General features: G+C 67.6%; 17 protein-coding genes. 7 read left to right on the top strand and 10 right to left on the bottom strand.

What is annotated here, in order from left to right; all coding sequences use genetic code 11:
• Positions 1–48 precede the first annotated feature (48 nt).
• Positions 49–1533, top strand: a complete 1485-nt coding sequence (locus ACEN9Q_RS23030) for an aldehyde dehydrogenase (RefSeq protein ID WP_056448297.1) — start codon at positions 49–51, stop codon at positions 1531–1533.
• A gap of 786 nt (positions 1534–2319) precedes the next feature.
• Here ACEN9Q_RS23030 and ACEN9Q_RS23025 read toward each other — a convergent pair.
• A complete protein-coding gene (locus ACEN9Q_RS23025) occupies positions 2320–3072 on the bottom strand; it encodes a LytR/AlgR family response regulator transcription factor (protein ID WP_495626162.1) in 753 nt (250 codons plus the stop codon).
• Positions 3069–4154: a sensor histidine kinase gene (locus tag ACEN9Q_RS23020; RefSeq protein WP_495626161.1), complete on the bottom strand. Its 1086-nt coding sequence runs from the start codon at positions 4152–4154 to the stop codon at positions 3069–3071. Before ACEN9Q_RS23020 ends, ACEN9Q_RS23025 begins: the two co-directional genes overlap by 4 nt.
• A gap of 157 nt (positions 4155–4311) precedes the next feature.
• Between ACEN9Q_RS23020 and ACEN9Q_RS23015 the strand changes: the two genes are divergently transcribed.
• Complete coding sequence (locus ACEN9Q_RS23015) at positions 4312–5658, top strand: glutamine synthetase family protein (protein WP_495626160.1); 1347 nt, start codon at positions 4312–4314, stop codon at positions 5656–5658.
• A 108-nt stretch (positions 5659–5766) separates the two neighbouring features.
• Here the strand turns inward: ACEN9Q_RS23015 and ACEN9Q_RS23010 are convergent, their stop codons facing one another.
• A complete protein-coding gene (locus tag ACEN9Q_RS23010) occupies positions 5767–7359 on the bottom strand; it encodes a response regulator (protein WP_495626159.1) in 1593 nt (530 codons plus the stop codon).
• 148 nt (positions 7360–7507) lie between these two features.
• On the opposite strand from ACEN9Q_RS23010, the gene ACEN9Q_RS23005 reads away from it, so the two are divergent.
• Both ACEN9Q_RS23005 and ACEN9Q_RS23000 read left to right on the top strand, forming a co-directional pair.
• Entirely contained in the window at positions 7508–8299 is a 792-nt protein-coding gene (locus ACEN9Q_RS23005; RefSeq protein WP_495626158.1) for a DeoR/GlpR family DNA-binding transcription regulator, read from the top strand.
• Positions 8296–9462 (top strand): MFS transporter, encoded by a 1167-nt coding sequence (locus ACEN9Q_RS23000; protein ID WP_495626157.1) that lies wholly within the window; start codon positions 8296–8298, stop codon positions 9460–9462. Before ACEN9Q_RS23005 ends, ACEN9Q_RS23000 begins: the two co-directional genes overlap by 4 nt.
• Positions 9463–9533: 71 nt before the next feature.
• Here ACEN9Q_RS23000 and thpR read toward each other — a convergent pair whose 3' ends face one another.
• Positions 9534–10043, bottom strand: coding sequence for an RNA 2',3'-cyclic phosphodiesterase (thpR, locus tag ACEN9Q_RS22995; RefSeq protein ID WP_495626156.1), 510 nt, complete (start codon positions 10041–10043; stop codon positions 9534–9536).
• Positions 10044–10054: 11 nt separating this feature from the next.
• A complete protein-coding gene (gene panB, locus ACEN9Q_RS22990) occupies positions 10055–10891 on the bottom strand; it encodes a 3-methyl-2-oxobutanoate hydroxymethyltransferase (protein ID WP_495626155.1) in 837 nt (278 codons plus the stop codon).
• Between the two features lie 149 nt (positions 10892–11040).
• On the opposite strand from panB, the gene ACEN9Q_RS22985 reads away from it, so the two are divergent.
• Positions 11041–12258, top strand: a complete 1218-nt coding sequence (locus tag ACEN9Q_RS22985; RefSeq protein WP_495626154.1) for an anion transporter — start codon at positions 11041–11043, stop codon at positions 12256–12258.
• An 80-nt stretch (positions 12259–12338) separates the two neighbouring features.
• Here ACEN9Q_RS22985 and folK read toward each other — a convergent pair whose 3' ends face one another.
• Genes folK through ACEN9Q_RS22960 form a run of 5 tightly spaced genes read right to left on the bottom strand, consistent with a single transcriptional unit; the run spans position 12339 to position 16669 of the window.
• Positions 12339–12815, bottom strand: coding sequence for a 2-amino-4-hydroxy-6-hydroxymethyldihydropteridine diphosphokinase (folK, locus tag ACEN9Q_RS22980; protein WP_495626153.1), 477 nt, complete (start codon positions 12813–12815; stop codon positions 12339–12341).
• A complete protein-coding gene (gene pcnB, locus ACEN9Q_RS22975; RefSeq protein ID WP_056444880.1) occupies positions 12812–14197 on the bottom strand; it encodes a polynucleotide adenylyltransferase PcnB in 1386 nt (461 codons plus the stop codon). The genes folK and pcnB overlap by 4 nt, the downstream gene beginning before the upstream one ends.
• A complete protein-coding gene (locus tag ACEN9Q_RS22970; protein WP_056444877.1) occupies positions 14190–14864 on the bottom strand; it encodes a histidinol-phosphatase in 675 nt (224 codons plus the stop codon). The genes pcnB and ACEN9Q_RS22970 overlap by 8 nt, the downstream gene beginning before the upstream one ends.
• Positions 14861–15553 carry a DnaA regulatory inactivator Hda gene (gene hda, locus ACEN9Q_RS22965; RefSeq protein WP_056444874.1) on the bottom strand — a complete coding sequence of 231 codons (693 nt, stop codon included), beginning with the start codon at positions 15551–15553 and terminating at the stop codon, positions 14861–14863. The genes ACEN9Q_RS22970 and hda overlap by 4 nt, the downstream gene beginning before the upstream one ends.
• Positions 15554–15586: 33 nt before the next feature.
• Positions 15587–16669, bottom strand: coding sequence for an AI-2E family transporter (locus ACEN9Q_RS22960; protein WP_056444871.1), 1083 nt, complete (start codon positions 16667–16669; stop codon positions 15587–15589).
• A gap of 147 nt (positions 16670–16816) precedes the next feature.
• On the opposite strand from ACEN9Q_RS22960, the gene purM reads away from it, so the two are divergent.
• Both purM and cysC read left to right on the top strand, forming a co-directional pair.
• Positions 16817–17860 (top strand): phosphoribosylformylglycinamidine cyclo-ligase, encoded by a 1044-nt coding sequence (purM, locus tag ACEN9Q_RS22955; protein ID WP_056444867.1) that lies wholly within the window; start codon positions 16817–16819, stop codon positions 17858–17860.
• 5 nt (positions 17861–17865) lie between these two features.
• Positions 17866–18474 (top strand): adenylyl-sulfate kinase, encoded by a 609-nt coding sequence (gene cysC / locus ACEN9Q_RS22950; RefSeq protein WP_495626152.1) that lies wholly within the window; start codon positions 17866–17868, stop codon positions 18472–18474.
• Positions 18475–18532: the final 58 nt, after the last annotated feature.

Here is an 18532-nt window from a genome sequence, read left to right as displayed (position 1 = left end):
TTTGCTAGTATCGGCTCGACAACATCCATGCATCCGGAAGGAGACATTATGGCCACGCAAAGCTGGCATGAACGTTCCAAAATGGTGCACATCGACGGCCGCGCCGTCATCCAGGGTCGGCGCGTCGACGCTGCGTCCGGCGCCCGTTTCGATTGCGTTTCTCCCGTCGACGGCCGCCTGCTGGGCCAGGTCGCCCGCTGCGACGCGGCCGACGTCGATGCGGCGGTCGCCGGCGCCCGCGCCGCGTTCGAGGACGGCCGCTGGGCCGGCAAGGCACCCGCCGAGCGCAAACGCACCTTGATCCGCTTCGCCGACCTGATGCTCGCCCACGAGGACGAGCTGGCCCTGCTGGAAACCCTCGACATGGGCAAGCCCATCCGCTACAGCAAGAGCGTGGACGTGCGCCTGGCCCAGAACTGCATCCGGTGGTATGGCGAGGCGATCGACAAGCTCTACGACCAGGTGGCGCCGAGCCCGCAGGACAGCCTCGCCTTGATCACGCGCGAGCCGGTCGGCGTCGTCGCCGCCATCATCCCCTGGAATTATCCGATGCTGATGGCCGCATGGAAGATCGGTCCGGCCCTGGCAAGCGGCAACAGCGTCGTGCTGAAACCGTCGGAAAAGGCGCCCTTGACCTCGCTGCGGCTGGCCGAGCTGGCGCTGGAGGCCGGCGTGCCGGAAGGCGTGTTCAATGTCCTGCCCGGCTACGGCGACGAGGCGGGCCGCGCGCTCGCGCTGCACATGGACGTCGACTGCATCGGCTTTACCGGTTCCACGCGCGTGGGCAGGCAGATCCTGCAGATGGCGGGCCAGTCGAACCTCAAGCGCGCGTGGACGGAGCTGGGCGGCAAATCCGCCAACATCGTCTGTGCGGACTGTCCCGACCTCGATGCCGCCGTCGCGGGCGCCGTCGGTTCCATCTATTTCAACCAGGGCGAAAGCTGCAACGCGCCGTCGCGCCTGTTCGTCGAGGAATCGATCCGCACGGCGTTCCTCGACAAGGCCCTCGCGCTGCTGCCGCAGTACGCGCCGGGCGATCCGCTCGACGAGGCGACGGTGATGGGCGCGATCGTCGACGCGGTCCAGATGAAGACGGTGCTGGGCTATATCGAGGACGGCAAGGCGGCCGGCGCGCGCCTGCTCGCGGGAGGCAACGCGGCGCGCGCGGAGACGGGCGGCCTGTACATCGAGCCGACGTTGTTCGACGGCGTGGACCCCGCGATGCGCATCGCGCGCGAGGAAATCTTCGGGCCGGTGCTGTCGGTGCTGTCGTTCACGGACCTCGACGAGGCGGTCCGCCAGGCGAATGCGACCCCGTACGGCCTGGCGGCGGCCGTGTGGACGTCCGACATCAGCCGTGCGATCCGCACGTCGCGCAAGCTGCGGGCGGGGACCGTGCACGTGAACCAGTACGACAACGACGACATCACGGTGCCGTTCGGGGGCTATAAACAGTCGGGGAATGGACGCGACAAGTCGCTGCATGCGTTCGACAAGTACACGGAGCTCAAGACGACGTGGATTCGCGTTTGAGCGGTGCACGCAAAGACCGGTGCACGCAATAACCGGTACACGCGAGACCCTGCACACGCGGGACCTGCGCACGCTAGACCTGTACACGCTAGACCTGTACACGCTAGACCTGTACACGCGAGACCTGCATACGCAAGACCTGCACACGCAAGACCTGCACACGCAAGGCCGGCACACCCAAGACCGTCGCCCCCGCGGAGGCGGGGGCCCAAGTTCGTTACGCAGCCATGCACACAAAATTAGGTCCCCGCCTGCGCGGGGACGACGTTTTCAGTGGTAGCAAGTTGCTGCGTGCGTTTGGCAAGTACACGCAGCTCAAAGCGGACGTGGATTCAGCTTTGACTGGTACATGCAAAGACCGCACACGCAAGTCGTGAATACGCAAGACCTGCACACGCAAGACCGTCGCCCCCGCGGAGGCGGGGGCCCAAGTTCGTTACGCAGCCATGCACACAAAATTAGGTCCCCGCCTGCGCGGGGACGACGTTTTCAGTGGTAGCAAGTTGCTGCGTGCGTTTGGCAAGTACACGCAGCTCAAAGCGGACGTGGATTCAGCTTTGACTGGTACATGCAAAGACCGCACACGCAAGTCGTGAATACGCAAGACCTGCACACGCAAGTCGTGAATACGCAAGATCTGCACACGCAAGTCGTGAATACGCAAGACCTGCACACGCAAGACCGTCGCCCCCGCGGAGGCGGGGGCCCAAGTTCATTGCGCAGCCATGCACGCAACATTGGATTCCCGCCTGCGCGGGAACGACGGTGTTTTAGTTGCGCGGCCGATTAAATCGCCATCTCGCGCAGCACCTTCGACGCCTCCCGGCTCGCCGTCAGCACGGCCCCGTCGCGCATCGTGATTTCGAGCTGCGACTGGTCGTCCGCCCGCATCGAATCGACGAAGTCGAGGTTCACGAGCGCCGAGCGGTGGATGCGGATGAAGCGGCCCGGGTCCAGCTGGGCCTCCAGTTCCGAGATCCCGATGCGCACGAGGAAGGTCTGGCCGCGCGCGGCGATCGCCGTGTACTTGGCGTCCGCCTTCAGGTAGCCGATCTCGTTCACGGACAGCGGGAAGATGCGCCCGCGGTCGCGCACGAGGATGCGCTCGATGCGGCTCGGTGCGTGCTGCATGGCCTGGGCGAGGGCATCGACGATGACGTCGCGCGCCGGGACGCCCGCGCCGGGCGCTTCCAGCAGGCGCACGACGGCCGCGTCGAAGCGGGCGCGCGTAAAAGGTTTCAGCAGGTAGTCGACGGCATTCAGTTCGAACGCCGTCACGGCGTACTGGTCGTACGCGGTCGTGAACACGATGTCCGGCACGACGTCCAGGCGGCGCAGCACTTCCAGGCCCGTCATCTCGGGCATCTGGATGTCCATGAAGACGATGTCGGGACGGATGCGTCCGATCTGCGCGAGCGCGCTGGCGCCGTCGGCCGCCTCGCCCACGAGGCGCAGGCCCGCGTGGGCGTAGATGAAGTCGCGCAGGACGTCGCGCGCGAGCGGTTCGTCCTCGGCGATGAATACGGTCCGGGCATTCATGCAAAATCCTTGTCGTTGGCGGCAAGCGGGATGGCCATCGTGACCACGAAGCCGGCGCCCGGCGACGTGTCGATCGCGAGGGCATCCATGGTGCCGTATTCGAGTTGCAGGCGGCGCTCCACCGTGCGCAGGCCCAGGCCGTTCGACGCGCGCACGTGGCCGATGTCGGCGCCCGGACCGTCGTCGCCGACGGACAGCACGAGTGTTCCCATGCGCTCGTCGACGCGGGTGCGGATCAGCAGGCGGCCCGGCCGGCTGTGCGGATTGAAGGCGTGCTTGATGCTGTTTTCGACGAGCGGCTGCAGCGACAGCGCGGGCAGCACGTGGCCGCCGGCATTGTCGTCGAGCTCCCAGTCGATGCTGAGGCGCGGGCCGAGGCGCAGGCTTTCCAGCTCCAGGTAGTCGCGCACGAAGCGCAGTTCGTCGTCGAGGGTGACGCGGTCGTTGCCCGTCTTTTCCGTGTCCAGCACGTAGCGCAGCATGTCGGAGAACTGGAACAGCGCCGTCTCGGCGGCGTTGGGGTCGCGGCGGGTGAGGGCGATGATGGAGTGCAGCGTGTTGAACAGGAAGTGCGGATTCAGCTTGCTGCGCAGCGCGTTCAGTTCCGTCGCCACGAGCAGCGCGTGGGCCTGCTGCATGGCCGCGTCCTGGCGCCGCCGCGCCGCGTTGGCGCGCACCATGTGGAAGGTGATGGCGATGACACCGTAGCTCATGATCGAATACAGCACGGGCCACACGTAGAACGACAGCGGCTGCGTCGCGCCGTACAGCATGGCCGGGAGCGCGTACGACAGCAGGCCGTACGCGGGGCCGCCCACGGCGTGGACCAGGCACATCGTCGTGGCCGAGGCGTGCCGGCGCTCCAGCCAGCCGCCGAGCGGCCAGTGCAGGGCCAGGACGAGCGCCTGCGGCACGACCCACAGCATCGGCACGAGGCCGCGCCAGTTGAAGCCGCTTCGGTTGATGTCGTCCAGGTGCAGCGCGACCGAGAGCAGCAGCATGTACGCGATCCAGCCGCAGGCGTAGTTGCGCCACATGCGGCTGGTCGGCATCGTCGTCGTCGGCATCGTCAGCTGTTCCATTCAGAAAGTATGACGCAGGACGGCCTCCGGCGGAATGCCCATGACGCGAAGTGCGGTAACGGGGCAACGAATTGAGGAAAAGGGTGCGTCCGACCCGCGCGCGGCACAAACATCGCCGATGCTATATTGGGTCGCATCGAATGAAGCGAGGAGCGTGATGGATTCCGAAGCGCATGATCCGATGCGCGATTTTCTGCGCGAACATAACATCCACGAAGTCGAGTGCGTCATTGCCGACATGACGGGCATAGCCCGCGGCAAGATTCTTCCGAAAGACCTGTTCCTGACTGGCGAACACATGCGGTTGCCGAAGAGTGTGCTGTTGAACACGGTGCACGGTGAGCAACCGAACAACACCCCGTACGTCGGGCCCATCGATCCCGACATGGTCTGCGTGCCCGACCCGGCCACGATCCGCGTCGTGCCCTGGGCCACCGAACGGGTCGCGCTCGTGATCCACGACTGCATGAATTTCGACGGCACCCGGGTCGGCCTGGCCCCGCGCTCCGTGCTGCGCCACGTGCTCGCCGGGTACGCCGAGCGGGGCTGGACGCCCGTCGTGGCGCCGGAAATGGAGTTTTATCTCGTCGCGCGCACGACGAACCCGCACGAGCCCCTGATCCCGCCGACGGGACGCAGCGGCTTCACGGAGCAGGGCCGGCAATCGTATTCGATCGATGCCGTCAACGATTTCGATCCGTTCTTCCTGGAGCTGTCGGCGTTCTGCAAGCAGCACGAGCTGGGCGTCGAGACGCTGATCCACGAGGCCGGCGCCGGCCAGATGGAAATCAATTTTACGCATGGGGACGCGCTCGAACTGGCCGACCGCGTGTTCCTGTTCAAGCGCGCCGTGCGCGAGACGGCACTGCGCCACGGCATCTTTGCCACGTTCATGGCCAAGCCGATGGAGACCGAGCCGGGCAGCGCCATGCACGTCCACCAGAGCATCGTCGACGACGAGGGCCGCAACGTCTTTTCCAACGAGGACGGTTCGGAAAGCGCGCTGTTCCGGCACTTCATCGGCGGCCTGGAAAAATACGTGCCGCCGGCCACCCTGCTGTTCGCGCCGCACGTGAATTCCTACCGCCGCCTGTCGCGCTTCCAGTCGGCCCCGATGAACGTGCACTGGGGCTACGACAACCGCACGTGCGGCATCCGCATCCCGAATTCCGCGCCGTCCAGCCGGCGCGTGGAAAACCGCGTGCCGGGCGTGGACGTGAACCCGTATCTTGCGATGGCGGCCACGCTGGCCTGCGGCTTTCTCGGCATGGTCGAGGGGCTGGAGCCCTCCGCGCCGACGCCGGAAAGCGCGGAGCACATCCACGGCGACCTGCCGCGCAATCTCGAGGATGCGATCCTGCAGCTGCGCGGCTGTCCGGCGCTGGCCCACATGCTCGGGCCGTTGTTCGTGCAGGCGTTCTGCGAAGTGAAGGAGCTGGAGTTCGCGACGTTTTCGCGCGTGATCAGTTCGTGGGAGCGGGAGCATCTGATGCTCCTCGTTTGATCGTGTAACGTTGGCGTTTCGGTAGGGTGGGCACCACGTGCCCACGCGCCGGTTGAACGCGTGGGCGGAGGCCGCCCACCCTACGTATCCGCCGCAGGCCGGGGCGGATTACACGCAGGGCAGCGTGATGGTCAGCCGCGTGTGCCCGTCGCCCGTCTCGATGGCGGCATCGCCGCCCTGGACCGCGGCCATGAGGCGGATCGAATACGTGCCCAGTCCCGTGCCGCCCTGCTTGCCGGCCGTGGCGTACTTGTCGAAGAAGCGCCCGCGCATGGTCAGCGGCACCTCGCCCTCGTTGTCGATCACGACGTGCAGGGTGCCGGGGCCCGGCGCCACGTCGACCCGGATCGCGCCGCCCGGCGGCGATGCCTCGGCCGCATTCTTGAAGGCGTTCGTGAACATCGAATAGCACAGCAGCGCTTCGCCCAGGCAGACCGTGTCGTCCGGCGCGGCGAAGCGGATCGCGATGCGGCGGTCGGTGAACGCGAGCTCGGTCTGCTGCGCGACGCGCGACAGCACGGCGGCAAGGTCGAACGGCTGCAGCGCCGGCTGGTATTCTCCCTTTTCCATCTTGTGGATGTCGAGCGTGCGGTTGATCATGTCGAGCGCGTGGTTGGCGGCCGTCTCGATCATGTGCGCGTGCTCGCGCTGCGCATCCGGCAGGTCGCCGCGAAGGAGCGCCTGGCTCGCGTGCAGGGTGACGGCGATGGGGCTCTTGAGGTCGTGGCGCGTCATGCGCTCGACGTCTTCGCGCAGGTGCGCGTTCTCGATCAGCAGCTCGTTCTGGCGTTTCAGGTCGCCCATCGCCGTGGCCAGCGCGAGATGCGTGGCGATGCGCGCCTTGAGGATCGTCGGGTCGGCCGGCTTCGACACGTAGTCGACCGCGCCCAGGCGCAGGCCGCCCACGATGTCGTCGACGGCATCCTTCGCCGACAGGAAGATGACCGGCACGTGCGCCGTCGCGGGATCGGCCTTCAGTTGGCGGCACGTCTCGAAGCCATCCATCACGGGCATCATGATGTCGAGCAGGATCAGGTCGACCGGGAAGGCGGCCGCGATCTCCAGCGCCTTGCGGCCGCTGATCGCCACCTTGATCGCGTATTCGTCCTTCAGCGCGCCGGCCAGCACCTCGATATTGCTCGGGACGTCGTCCACGATCAGCACCGTGCAGCGCTTGAGGCGCTCGGCCAGCGGCGCCTGCAGGCCGATGACGTCGGCCTGGACGGGCGCCGGTTTCAGCACCGGCGGGGACGCGGCGTCGGACCTGGGTTCGGGCGCGCGCGCCGCTTCCGCCGCCGCCGCCGCGGGCGTGCCGCCGTCCTGCACCGTGCCGATCATCGCCATGAACTTGCTGGCGAAGCTGTGCACGGTGAACGGCTTGATCATGTAGGCGTCGACGCCGGCCTGCAGGGCGCTGCGCACGGCGGCCGGATTCGCCTCGGCCGTCAGCATCATGAACGGCGTCTTCGCATGCCGCGCGTCGCGCCGCATCCAGTGCAGCAGGTCCAGGCCGCTCATCACGGGCATGCCCCAGTCGCCGATCACGACGTCGATCGGCTGCTTGCGCATGAGGTCCTGCGCCGCCTTGCCGTTATCGGCCTGGAACACGTTGGAAAAGCCGAGTTCCGCCAGCACCTGGCGCACGGCGGTGCGGATCAGGAGATAGTCGTCGACGATCAGGATGGCGGCGGACTTGTGCATATTGTTCTGATAATGCATCCGGCGAGTGTAACAACGAATGTACTGCCAACCAATACCCGGGCGTCTTCATGCATGATCATGCATGTTTGTATTGATTATTGCGTGTTTGTGCGCAAACGTGTACAGTGGGCGCATCGAGGAGGGGTATATGCAACTGGCGGAAGAACGACGGCAGCACATCGTCGACACGGTCGAGCAGCAGGGCAAGGTGCTGGCGGCCGAACTGGCGCAGCGGTTCAACACATCGGAAGACACGATCCGGCGCGATCTGCGCGACCTGGACGCGGCCGGCCTGCTGCGGCGCGTGCATGGCGGCGCGATGCGGCGCACGCAGGCCGTGCCCAGCTTCGGCCAGCGGATCGACGCCGATGCCGCGCGCAAGGCGATGCTGGCGCGCGCGCTGGCGGACAGCGTGCGGCCGGGCGACACGGTGCTGGTCGATGCCGGCACGACCAACCTCGCGTTCGCGCGCCAGCTGGAAGACGGACTGGCGGCCACCATCGTCACCAACAGCCCGCAGATCGCACTGGGTCTCGGCCACCTGCGCAGCACGCGCGTCGTGCTGCTCGGCGGCGTGTATTCCGCCCACGTCGGCGCCGTCATGGGTGCGCAGACGCTGGCCGAGATCCAGCGCCTGCGCGTGGACGTGGCCGTCGTGGGCGTGTGCAGCGTCGAGGCCGAGCGCGGCCTGGGCGCGAGCGACGCCGAGGAAGCCATCCTCAAGCAGGCCATCCTCGCCGCGGGCAGCAGGCGCGTCGTCGCCGCGCTGAACGAACGCCTGGAGGCACCGGCGCCGTTTCCGATCGCGCCGCTCGACGAGATCGACCGCCTCGTGCTGGAAGCGGATGCCGCGCCGGACGTGCTGGCACGCCTGCGCAAGGGCGAGCGCGCGCCCGAGATCGTGCTGGCGGCCCCGGTGCCCGGACGGGGGCGCGCATGAGCCGCATCGACGACGTGCACGCGCTCGAACGCGCGCCCGCGGCCGGATTGAATGCCGCGCGCTGGTCGGTGTCGACGATTTTTCTTCTCAACGGCGCCGGCATCGGCGTGTGGGCCGCGCACGTGCCGCTGGTGCAGGCACGCGCCGGCATCGACACCGGCGTGCTGGGCTTCCTGCTGTTGACCATCGCCGGCGGCGCGATCGCCGCGATGCCGCTGTCCGGCTGGATGGCCGGGCGCTGGGGCACGCGCGCCGTCGTCATCGGCAGCGCGTTCCTGTTCGCGCTCACGAGCGGCCTGTTGATGAACGTGGGCGGCCTCGTGCCGCTGTTCGTCGCGGCGTTCGCGTTCGGCGCCAGCAACGGCGTGCTGGACGTGGCGATGAACGCCAACGCCAGCGAGGTCGAGGCGGCGCGCGGCATCCCGACGATGTCCTCGTTCCACGGCTTCTTCAGCCTCGGTGGCCTCATCGGCGCGGCGCTCGGCGGCCTCTTGATCGGCGCCGGCCTGGGCGACGGCCGCGGCGCGCTGATGATGAGCGTTGCCATCGCCATCGTTGTGGCATCGTGCGCCAGGAGGCTGCTCGCGGTGCCGCCGGCGCCGCACGCGAGCCACTTCGCCCTGCCACGCGGGCCGGCGTTGTTCCTCGGCCTGCTCGGTTTGCTGTGCTTCGCGGTGGAGGGCGCCCTCGTCGACTGGAGCGCGCTGCTGCTGACGGAGCGGACCCGGGTCGATGCGGCGTCGGCGGCGTTCGGCTACTCGGCATTCTCGGTGGCGATGGCCGCGTGCCGCTTCGCCGGCGACCGGTTCGTGCTGCGCTTCGGACCATTGCGCGTGATGACGGCCGGTGGGCTCGGCATGTTCGCGGGCCTGATGCTGGCCGTGGTCAGCACGCATTTCATGCTGTCGGCGCTGGGCTTCGCGCTGATCGGCCTGTCTGCCGCCAACGTCGTGCCGCTGATCTTCGCGGCGGCCGCGCGCATGCCGGGGATGTCGGCCGGCGGCGGCCTCGCGACCGTCGCCACGCTGGGGTACGCGGGATTGCTGATGGCGCCGCCGTTGATCGGGTCGATCGCCGCGCATACGAATATCGCGGTGGCGCTGGGGATACTGTCGTTATCGGGGATCGTGATCGCGGCGAATGCGAGGCGCGTCATGCCGTAGGGTGGGCGGCCTCCGCCCACGCGTGACGCCGCGTGGACGCAAACGTCACGCGTGGGCACGGGGTGCCCACCCTACGCGTATTCTTTTAACACGGTGTATCCGCCGGGACGGGATTCGACGAGGGCGTAATGCGTGATCGCCCAATCGATTTCCGGTCCGGACTGCGGCGCGGCCGCGCCATTGGCCCGCCGCGCCATCGTCACGTGCGGCCGGTACGCGCGCGCCTCCGGCACCAGGCCCAGCGCCAGCAACGCCTCGGACAGCCTCGCATGCAGGTCCAGCAACGCCGGCGGCTCGCCGTGCGGTTCCAGCACGGCGAGCCCGTTGTGCCACGACGCGGCGCGGCCCAGCTGCAGGTGGAACGGCGCGAACGGCACCGTCAAACCGTCCAGCAGCCCGGGCAGCCGCGCGGCCGGCAGGTTGCCGAGGAAGTGCAGGGTCACGTGCAGCTTATCGGTGTGGACGGGCGCCGCGCCGCGCGGCCAGGTCCAGGCGTCGCGCCACGCGCGCAACTGCTCACGCACGGCGGCGTCCGGCCACAGGGCCAGGAACAGGCGGGTGGTGTCCGGCTGCGCGTCCATGCCTCGGAAGGTCAGAAGCAGTGTTCCTGCGCCGGGAAGCTGCCGTCCTTCACGGCCGCCACGTAGGCGCCGACGGCCGCGTCGATGCTCGTCTGGCCGTCCATGAAGTTCTTCACGAAGCGCGCCTTGCGGCCCGGGAAGACGCCCAGCAGGTCGTGCATCACGAGCACCTGGCCCGAGCAGTCCGGACCCGCGCCGATGCCGATGGTCGGTACGTGCAGGAGGCCCGTCACTTCCTTGCCCAGCGCCGCCGGCACCGCTTCCAGCAGCACCATCGCCGCGCCGGCGTCCTGCAGAGCCTGGGCGTCGCGCTTGAGCTGCTCGGCGCCTTCGTCCGTCTTGCCCTGCACCCGGTAGCCGCCCAGCTGGTGGACGAATTGCGGGGTCAGGCCGATGTGGGCGCAGACCGGGATGCCGCGCTCGGTGAGAAAACGCACGGTCTCGGCCAGCCAGGCGCCGCCCTCGATCTTGATCATCTGGGCGCCCGCGCGCATCAGGGCGGCGCAGCTGTCGTAGGCCTGCTGCAGGGTGCCGTAGCTGCCGAACGGCAGGTCGGCCAGGACGAAGGCATGCTTGCGGCCGCGCACGACGGACGCCGTGTGGTAGGCGACGTCCGCCACCGTCACGGGCAGCGTGGAGTCATGGCCGGCGCACACCATGCCCAGCGAGTCGCCGATCAGCAGCACGTCCACGCCGCAGCGGTCCATCAGCGATGCGAAGCTGGCGTCGTAGCAGGTGAGCATGGCGATCTTCTCGCCGGCGGCGCGCATTGCCATCAGGGCCGGCAGTGTCACGGCCTTGCGTGCCGGAGCTTCGTTCGTCGAGCTTCCGCCCAAATAAGCGCTCATAGTATTCCTTTACCAAATCAAAAAAGCCGGAGGATCGCCCCGACGTGGACACGCGCGTCGGGCAAGCATGCGGTCACAGGCGTGCCCGGTTCGGTTTGTTAAGATGCGCGATCTTACCTGAAAACGGCAGCGACAGACTTCGTCACCCAATGGCCACGAGCATCCTCATTATCTTCCTCATCGTCTATCTCGGCATGATCCTCGGCGGCCTGCCGTTCCTGCGGCTCGACCGGACCGGCGTCGCGCTGCTCGGCGCCATTGCGCTCATCAGCATCAACGCGCTGAGCCTGGAGCAGGCGGTGGCATCGATCCACTTGCCGACGATGGCCCTGCTGTTCGCCTTCATGGTGGTCTCGGCGCAGATGCGCCTCGGCGGCTTCTACGACTGGGTCACGCATAGACTGGCCGGGCTGGCGTTGGGCCCCGCCAGCCTCTTGGGCGTGCTCATCGTCGTCTCAGCGGCGCTGTCGGCCGTGTTCAGCAACGACATCGTCTGCCTGGCGATGGCGCCGCTGCTCGTCGATGCGTGCCGGCGGCGCGGGCTCGCGCCGGTCCCGTTCCTGCTGGCGCTGGCGTGCGCGTCCAACATCGGTTCCGCCGCAACCCTGATCGGCAATCCGCAGAACATGCTGATCGGCCAGACGATGCGGCTGTCGTTCGACGGTTACTTCCTCGATGCGATCCTCCCGGTCGCGCTGGGCCTCGCCGCCAGCTGGGCGCTGATCGCGTGGCAGACAAAGGGACGGTGGGAAGAAAGCGCGGCCGACGCGGCGCCACAGGACGGCAACATCCCCTTCGATGCGTGGCAGACGGCCAAGGGCCTCATCATCGCCGGCGCGCTGCTGGTGGCGTTCCTCGTCGCGCCATGGCCGCGCGAGCACATGGCGCTGATCGGCGCGGGCATCCTGTTGATGAGCCGCCAGCTCCGTTCTCGCAACATGCTGGGACTCGTGGACTGGGAGCTGCTGGTGCTGTTCATGAGCCTCTTCGTCGTGAACGCCGCGTTCCAGGGCACGGGATTCACGGAGCACGCGATCGCCTGGCTCGCGTCGCTCGGCGTGCGGCTCGACCAGCCGGGATCGTTGTTCGGCGCCACGTTCGTGCTGTCCAACCTGGTCTCGAACGTGCCCGCCGTGATGCTCCTGATGCCGGTCGTGCACCACCCGCTGGGCGGCGTGATGCTGGCGCTCGTCAGCACGCTGGCGGGCAACCTGCTGATCGTCGGGAGCATCGCCAACATCATCGTCGTCGACGCGGCGGCGCGGCGCGGCATCGTCATCGACTGGCGGCGCCACGCGCGCGTGGGGGTGCCCGTGACGCTCGCGACGCTGGCGATTTCCGGCATCTATCTGGCGCTGCGGTTCTAACGTAGGGTGGGCACTCCGTGCCCACGCGAACGTTTGCAAGTCGCCGGCATCCGCGTGGGCACAGGGTGCCCACCCTACGGCTAGGTCAGTTTTCCGACGCCCTGGTCGCCGGCGGCCGCGAGCAGCGCGCTCACGGCACCGCGGCCCGGGATGACGAGACCGGGCGCGACTTCGGCCAGCGGCGCCAGCACGAACGCGCGCTCGTGCATGCGCGGGTGCGGCACGATCAGGGCCGGCGCGTCGTCGATGACGGCGTCGCCGTACAGCAGCAGGTCGAGGTCCAGCGTGCGCGGCGCGTTGCGGTAGGGGCGCTCGCGGCCGTGCGCCTGCTCGATGGCGAACAGCGCCCGCAGCAGCGCGTGCGCATCGAGATCGGTGGCCAGCGCGGCGACGGCGTTGACGTAGTCGTCGCCGGAAGAATCGATGGGGGCCGTGCGGTACAGCGACGACGTTTGCACGAGGCGCGCGCCCGGCAGGCGCGCCAGGCGGTCGATGGCGTCGAGGACGTTCGCGCGCGCGTCACCCAGGTTGGCGCCGATGCCGACCCAGGCGATCATTCGCCGCTCGCGGCCTGTGCGTTCGAGCCTGCATCCGCCGGGGCGCCCGCTTCGCCGTCCGCGCGGCGCGGGCCGCGGCGGCGCGGGCGCTTCTTCTGGGCGGCCGGCTGGGTGTCCTTCGCGGTGTTGATCAGGCGTTCGCGCTCGGCGACGTCGCCGGCGTAGAACGTCGCCCACCAGTTGCCGATCTCCGCATCGAGCTCGCCCGATTCGCAGCGCAGCAGCAGGAAGTCGAAGCCGGCGCGGAAGCGCGGGTGCTCCAGCAGTTTATAGGGCGACTTGCCGTTGCGGCGTTCGAAGCGCGGCTGCATGGCCCAGATGTCGCGCATGTCGGTGGCGATGCGGCGCTGCAGGGCCAGGTTGTCGGTCTGGTTGTCGAGCACATCGTCCGCGGCCAGGTGCAGCGCGGGGATCGGCGCTTCGCCGGCCGCGCGGTAGGCGTTCCACTTTTCCAGCACCTGGTGCCACAGCAGCGACGCGAACAGGAAGCCCGGCGATACGCCCTTGCCGGCCTTGATGCGCGTGTCGGTCGATTCGAGGGCCAGCGTCACGAACTTCATGCCGATCGGCTGCTCCAGCACGACGTCCAGCAGCGGCAGCAGGCCGTGGTGCAGGCCGGACGAACGCAGCTCCTTGAGGCAGGCCAGCGCCTGGCCGCTCATCAGGAGCTTGAGCATTTCGTCGAACACGCGCGCGGCTGGCACGTTGTTGATCAACGGGGCCATCACGGGGATGGGCGCGCGCGTCGCCGGTTCGATCGTGAACCCCAGCTTCGCGGCGAAGCGCACCACGCGCAGCATGCGGACCGGATCTTCGCGGTAGCGCGCTTCCGGCTGGCCGATGATGCGCAGGACCTTGGCGCGGATGTCTTCGATGCCGCCGTGGTAGTCGAGCACCGTCTGCGTGGCGGGGTCGTAGTACATGGCGTTTATCGTGAAGTCGCGCCGCTCGGCGTCTTCGTGCTGCGGGCCGAAGTTGTTGTCGCGCAGGACGCGGCCATGTTCGTCCTTGGGCGCGTTGTCGCTGCCCTTGCCGCGGAAGGTGGTCACCTCGAGCAGGTCCTGGCCGAACATCACGTGCACGATCTGGAAGCGGCGGCCGATGATGAAGGCGCGGCGGAACAGCTTCTTGACTTCCTCGGGCGTGGCGTCGGTGGCGATGTCGAAGTCCTTCGGCTTCACGCCCAGCAGCAGGTCGCGCACGGCGCCGCCGACGACGAACGCCTTGAAGCCGGCTTCCTGCAGGGCCTGCGTGACGCGCACCGCGTTGTTCGATACGAGCTTCGGATCGATGCCGTGCTGCTCCGGCCCGAGGATCACGGGTTCGGTGGGGTCGCGCTCGTCTTTGACGCCCAGGATTTTGCGGATGAATTTTTTAATCATTGAACAGGTGCAGTAAGGTCCAGCCGAGGGCGGTTGCGTGTTGGTTCAGTTTGTCGCTCGGGTTGGTCGCCACCGGATGGGAGACGACCGACAGCAGCGGGATGTCGTTGTGCGAATCGCTGTAGAACCAGCTGCGCCCGAAGCTGTCGAACGGGCGGCCCAGGCCTTCCAGCCACGCGTGCATGTGCACCACCTTGCCGTGGCCCTGCGTGGGCGTGCCGGCCAGCTTGCCGGTCGGGTGGCCGCGCTCGTCCAGTTCGGGGCGCGCGGCGATCAGGTGCTCCACGCCGAATTCGCGCGCGATCGGCGCGGTGACGAAGGCGTTGGTGGCGGTGATGATCGCCACCAGGTCGCCCGCGTCCTGGTGCTTGCGTACGAGGTCGAGGGCCCTGGGACGGATCGCCGGCTTGACCACGTCGCGCATGTACTGCGCCTGCAGGTCCTTCAGGCGGGCCGGGTCGAAGCCGGCCAGCGTGCCGAGGGCGAATTCGAGGTATTCGACCGGGTCGAGCGTGCCGGCGTTGTACTGCGCGAAGAAGGCGTCGTTGCGGCGCTGGTGTTCGGCCGCGTCGACGACTTTCTCACGCACGAGGAACTGGCCCCATTCGTAGTCGGAATCGATCGGCAGGAGGGTGTGGTCGAGGTCAAACAGCGCGAGGTCGTTCATTCTTTCGGTTCGGAGTGGGGACTGCCGGGATTGCCCTGAAGCAAGAGATCGCGCAGCAGCGGCACCGTGACCGGACGCTGGGTCTCGAGCGAGTACTGGTCGAGCGCATCCAGCATGGTCGACAGGGAGCGCATGTCGCGCTTGAAATGGGACAGCAGATAGGGTAACACGCTGGCCGACAGCGTCAAACCACGGGCCTCGGCGGCCTGCGTGAGGGCGGCGATCTTCTGGTCGTCGGACAGGCCGTGGATCTGGTACACGAGGCCCCAGCCCATGCGGGTGCGCAGGTCTTCGCGCACGGGCAGCACGGCCGGCGGCACCGGCCCGGTGCACACCATGTAGGCGCCATGCTCGCGCACCTGGTTGAACAGGGCGAAGGCGTCGATCTGGCGTTCGGGCGAGAGCTGGTCGATGTCGTCGACGAGGTACAGGGATACGTCCGCCGTCAATACGAATGCGTCCGCGCCGGCGCCGGCGGCGATGTAGCGTGCCCCATCGGTGGCGGCGAGGCCTTGCAGCAGGTGCGTCTTGCCGGCGCCCGTCTCTCCCCACAGATAGCAGAAATGCTCGCGCGATGCGCGCTGCGCGAACTGGTGCATCAGGTGCGCCATTTCGGCATTTTCGCCTATCTGGAAGGTGTCGAGGCTTTGCGCCGGCTCGGCGCCCAAATCGAGCACCAGCTGTTTCATGGCTTGGTTCTCATAGTGTCGTGTGCGTAGGAATCAGCCATTATAAAAGCTGCTGCGCAGATAGTGGCGTTTCAGGTGACGGAACGCCACCATCAGCACCGCCGATGCGGGCAGCGCCAGCAGCACGCCGACGAAGCCGAACAGCTGGCCGAAGGCGAGCAGGGCGAAGATCACGGCCAGCGGATTCAGCCCGATGCGCTCGCCCACGAGGCGCGGCGTGAGAAAAAAGCCTTCGATGATCTGGCCCGCGCCATAGATCACGGCCACGGCGATCACGCCGCTCCAGTCGGAATATTGCAGGATGGCGGCCGTCAGCGCCAGCACGAGGCCCAGGCCGTACCCGAGGTAGGGGATGAACACGAGCAGCCCCGTCAGGATACCGACCGGCAGCGCCACCTCGAAGCCGGCCAGCGCCAGCGCCGCCGAGTAATACAGGGCCAGCACGAGCATCACGAGCAGCTGCCCGCGCAGGTACTGGGCCAGCAGGGCGTTGACTTCCCGCGCCATGCCCACGGTCGGATTCACCCAGCGGCGCGGCACGGCGTTCTCCAGTTGCAGCAGCAGGCGGTGCCAGTCCAGCAGCAGGTAGAACAGCACGACGGGAATCAGGATCGCCGTCGCGACCCAGCCGAGCAGGGCGCTGCCGCCCACGCGGGCCGAGGCGAGCACCGTCGTCCAGATCTCGTCGCTGGAGGTCATGATCTGCTGCGTGAGGATGGTGCGCAGGCTGCTGCCGTCGAGCTTGATGTGGATGCCCAGCTGCGCCAGGCGCGGCGTCAGTACGGTGTCGATGCGGGCCAGCGCATCCGGGATCTGGGCCTGCAGCAGCGGGAGTTCCGTGCGCAGCACCGGTACGACGATCAGGATCAGGGCGCCGACGGCCGCCAGGAACGCCAGGATCACGACCACGACCGCGAGCGGGCGGGGCAGGTGAAACGCGCCCAGGCGCGTGCGTTCGAGACTGTCCACCGCGCCGTTCAGGGCGTAGGCGAGGATGGCGGCGGCGATGAACGGCGTGAGGATGGGCCCGAGGGCGTACAGCAGCAGGCCGCACGCCAGCCAGAGTGCCAACCAAAACGCTGACTGTTTTTGCTCCGGGCTGAGGGAAAAAGGCATGTAATTGTTGTTCTGACCGTTAAAACGGCGCCGGGGCAGGCCGTTTTGATAAAATAATGGATTGACCGACTGGCAGCTGACCGATGAAGCTGTCTAATGTCCAGTTGTCAACCGCCTACTATTTTACCGCCTCCGCTGCCAAATACCATGAGCCAACCATCTAATGTTTCTCTCTCCTACCGCGACGCTGGTGTCGATATCGATGCCGGCGACGCCCTGGTCGAAGCGATCAAACCATTTGCCAAGCGCACCATGCGCGAAGGCGTGCTCGGCGGCATCGGCGGTTTCGGTGCGCTGTTTGAAATCAGCAAGAAGTTCAAGGAACCGGTCCTCGTGTCCGGCACCGACGGCGTCGGCACCAAACTGAAACTGGCTTTCGAACTGAACCGCCACGACACGGTCGGCATCGACCTCGTCGCCATGAGCGTCAACGACATCCTCGTGCAGGGCGCCGAGCCGCTGTTCTTCCTCGACTATTTCGCCTGCGGCAAGCTGGACGTGCCGACCGCGACCGCCGTCGTGAAAGGCATCGCCCAGGGCTGCGAACAGGCCGGCTGCGCCCTGATCGGCGGCGAGACGGCCGAGATGCCGAGCATGTACCCGGACGGCGAATACGACCTGGCCGGCTTCGCCGTCGGCGCGGTGGAAAAATCGCAGATCATCGACGGCACCAGGATCGCCCCGGGCGACGTCGTGCTGGGCCTGGCCTCGTCGGGCATCCACTCGAACGGCTACTCGCTGGTGCGCAAGATCATCGAGGTGTCCAAGCCAGACCTGGAAGCCGACTTCCACGGCCGCACCCTGTCCGACGCCCTGATGCAGCCGACCCGCATCTACGTCAAGCCCTTGCTGGCGCTGATGCAGGCGATGGAAGTGAAGGGCCTCGTGCACATCACCGGCGGCGGCCTCGTGGAAAACATCCCGCGCGTGCTGGCCGATAACCTGACGGCCGTGCTGGACGCGAAATCGTGGACCCTGCCGCCGCTGTTCCAGTGGCTGCAGCAGCACGGCGGCGTGGCCGATGCGGAGATGCACCGCGTGTTCAACTGCGGCATCGGCATGACCGTGATCGTGTCCAGGGAAAATGCCGACGCCGCGATGGCGCAGCTGCAGGCGGCCGGCGAGACCGTCTACCGCATCGGCGAGATCCGCGCGCGCGGCGAAGGCCAGGCGCAGACGATCGTCGAGTAATTGCCATGACGCCGCCCGCCGTTCTGACACCCGTCGGTGCCGAAGAGCGACGGCGGCGTGCCGGCCACGGCGGCGCCGTGGTCTGGATCACCGGGCTGTCCGGCGCCGGCAAGACGACGCTGGCCCAGGCTGCCGAGCGTGCCCTGTTCGCACGCGGCTGTGGCGTGTTCGTGCTGGACGGCGACACGGTCCGGCACGGGCTGTGCGCCGACCTCGGTTTTTCCCTCACTGAACGTTCCGAAAACATCCGCCGCATCGGCGAAGTGGCGCGCCTGTTCTACGAGGCCGGCCAGATCGTGATCGTCTCCGCCATTTCTCCGCTGCAGGCCGACCGCGCCCGGGCCCGGGCCCTGATCCCGGCGCCGTATTTCATCGAAGTCCATTGCCGTTGCCCGCTCGCCGTGTGCGAGGCGCGCGACCCGAAGGGCCTGTACCGCAAGGCGCGCGCGGGCCTGCTGCCGGAATTTACCGGTATTTCGTCGCCCTATGAAGAGCCGGCCGCGCCGGAGGTGCTGGTCGACAGCGCCGAGTCGTCGGTCGAGCAGGAAGTCGGCCGTTTGATGGCCGAGCTGGAACGGCGGGGAATTGTTGCGGGTTTGGCCTCCGGCGGTTAACCATTTTCCGTAATCGGTTGATTCGGTAATAAATCTGGTTCATTATTTCTGGGTATCA

The organism is Massilia sp. Masssp93 (genome assembly GCF_059491295.1).
This window is presented reverse-complemented; position numbering and strand designations above follow the sequence as displayed.

Coding starts and splice junctions, on each gene's coding strand:
- ACEN9Q_RS22985 (WP_495626154.1), top strand. CDS start 11,041: ATGGCCACGAGCATCCTCATTATCTTCCTCATCGTCTATCTCGGCATG.
- ACEN9Q_RS23015 (WP_495626160.1), top strand. CDS start 4,312: ATGGATTCCGAAGCGCATGATCCGATGCGCGATTTTCTGCGCGAACAT.
- panB (WP_495626155.1), bottom strand. CDS start 10,891: ATGAGCGCTTATTTGGGCGGAAGCTCGACGAACGAAGCTCCGGCACGC.
- purM (WP_056444867.1), top strand. CDS start 16,817: ATGAGCCAACCATCTAATGTTTCTCTCTCCTACCGCGACGCTGGTGTC.
- thpR (WP_495626156.1), bottom strand. CDS start 10,043: ATGGACGCGCAGCCGGACACCACCCGCCTGTTCCTGGCCCTGTGGCCG.
- hda (WP_056444874.1), bottom strand. CDS start 15,553: ATGAAACAGCTGGTGCTCGATTTGGGCGCCGAGCCGGCGCAAAGCCTC.
- ACEN9Q_RS23025 (WP_495626162.1), bottom strand. CDS start 3,072: ATGAATGCCCGGACCGTATTCATCGCCGAGGACGAACCGCTCGCGCGC.
- ACEN9Q_RS22970 (WP_056444877.1), bottom strand. CDS start 14,864: ATGAACGACCTCGCGCTGTTTGACCTCGACCACACCCTCCTGCCGATC.
- ACEN9Q_RS23010 (WP_495626159.1), bottom strand. CDS start 7,359: ATGCACAAGTCCGCCGCCATCCTGATCGTCGACGACTATCTCCTGATC.
- ACEN9Q_RS23020 (WP_495626161.1), bottom strand. CDS start 4,154: ATGGAACAGCTGACGATGCCGACGACGACGATGCCGACCAGCCGCATG.
- folK (WP_495626153.1), bottom strand. CDS start 12,815: ATGATCGCCTGGGTCGGCATCGGCGCCAACCTGGGTGACGCGCGCGCG.
- pcnB (WP_056444880.1), bottom strand. CDS start 14,197: ATGATTAAAAAATTCATCCGCAAAATCCTGGGCGTCAAAGACGAGCGC.
- ACEN9Q_RS23030 (WP_056448297.1), top strand. CDS start 49: ATGGCCACGCAAAGCTGGCATGAACGTTCCAAAATGGTGCACATCGAC.
- cysC (WP_495626152.1), top strand. CDS start 17,866: ATGACGCCGCCCGCCGTTCTGACACCCGTCGGTGCCGAAGAGCGACGG.
- ACEN9Q_RS23005 (WP_495626158.1), top strand. CDS start 7,508: ATGCAACTGGCGGAAGAACGACGGCAGCACATCGTCGACACGGTCGAG.
- ACEN9Q_RS22960 (WP_056444871.1), bottom strand. CDS start 16,669: ATGCCTTTTTCCCTCAGCCCGGAGCAAAAACAGTCAGCGTTTTGGTTG.
- ACEN9Q_RS23000 (WP_495626157.1), top strand. CDS start 8,296: ATGAGCCGCATCGACGACGTGCACGCGCTCGAACGCGCGCCCGCGGCC.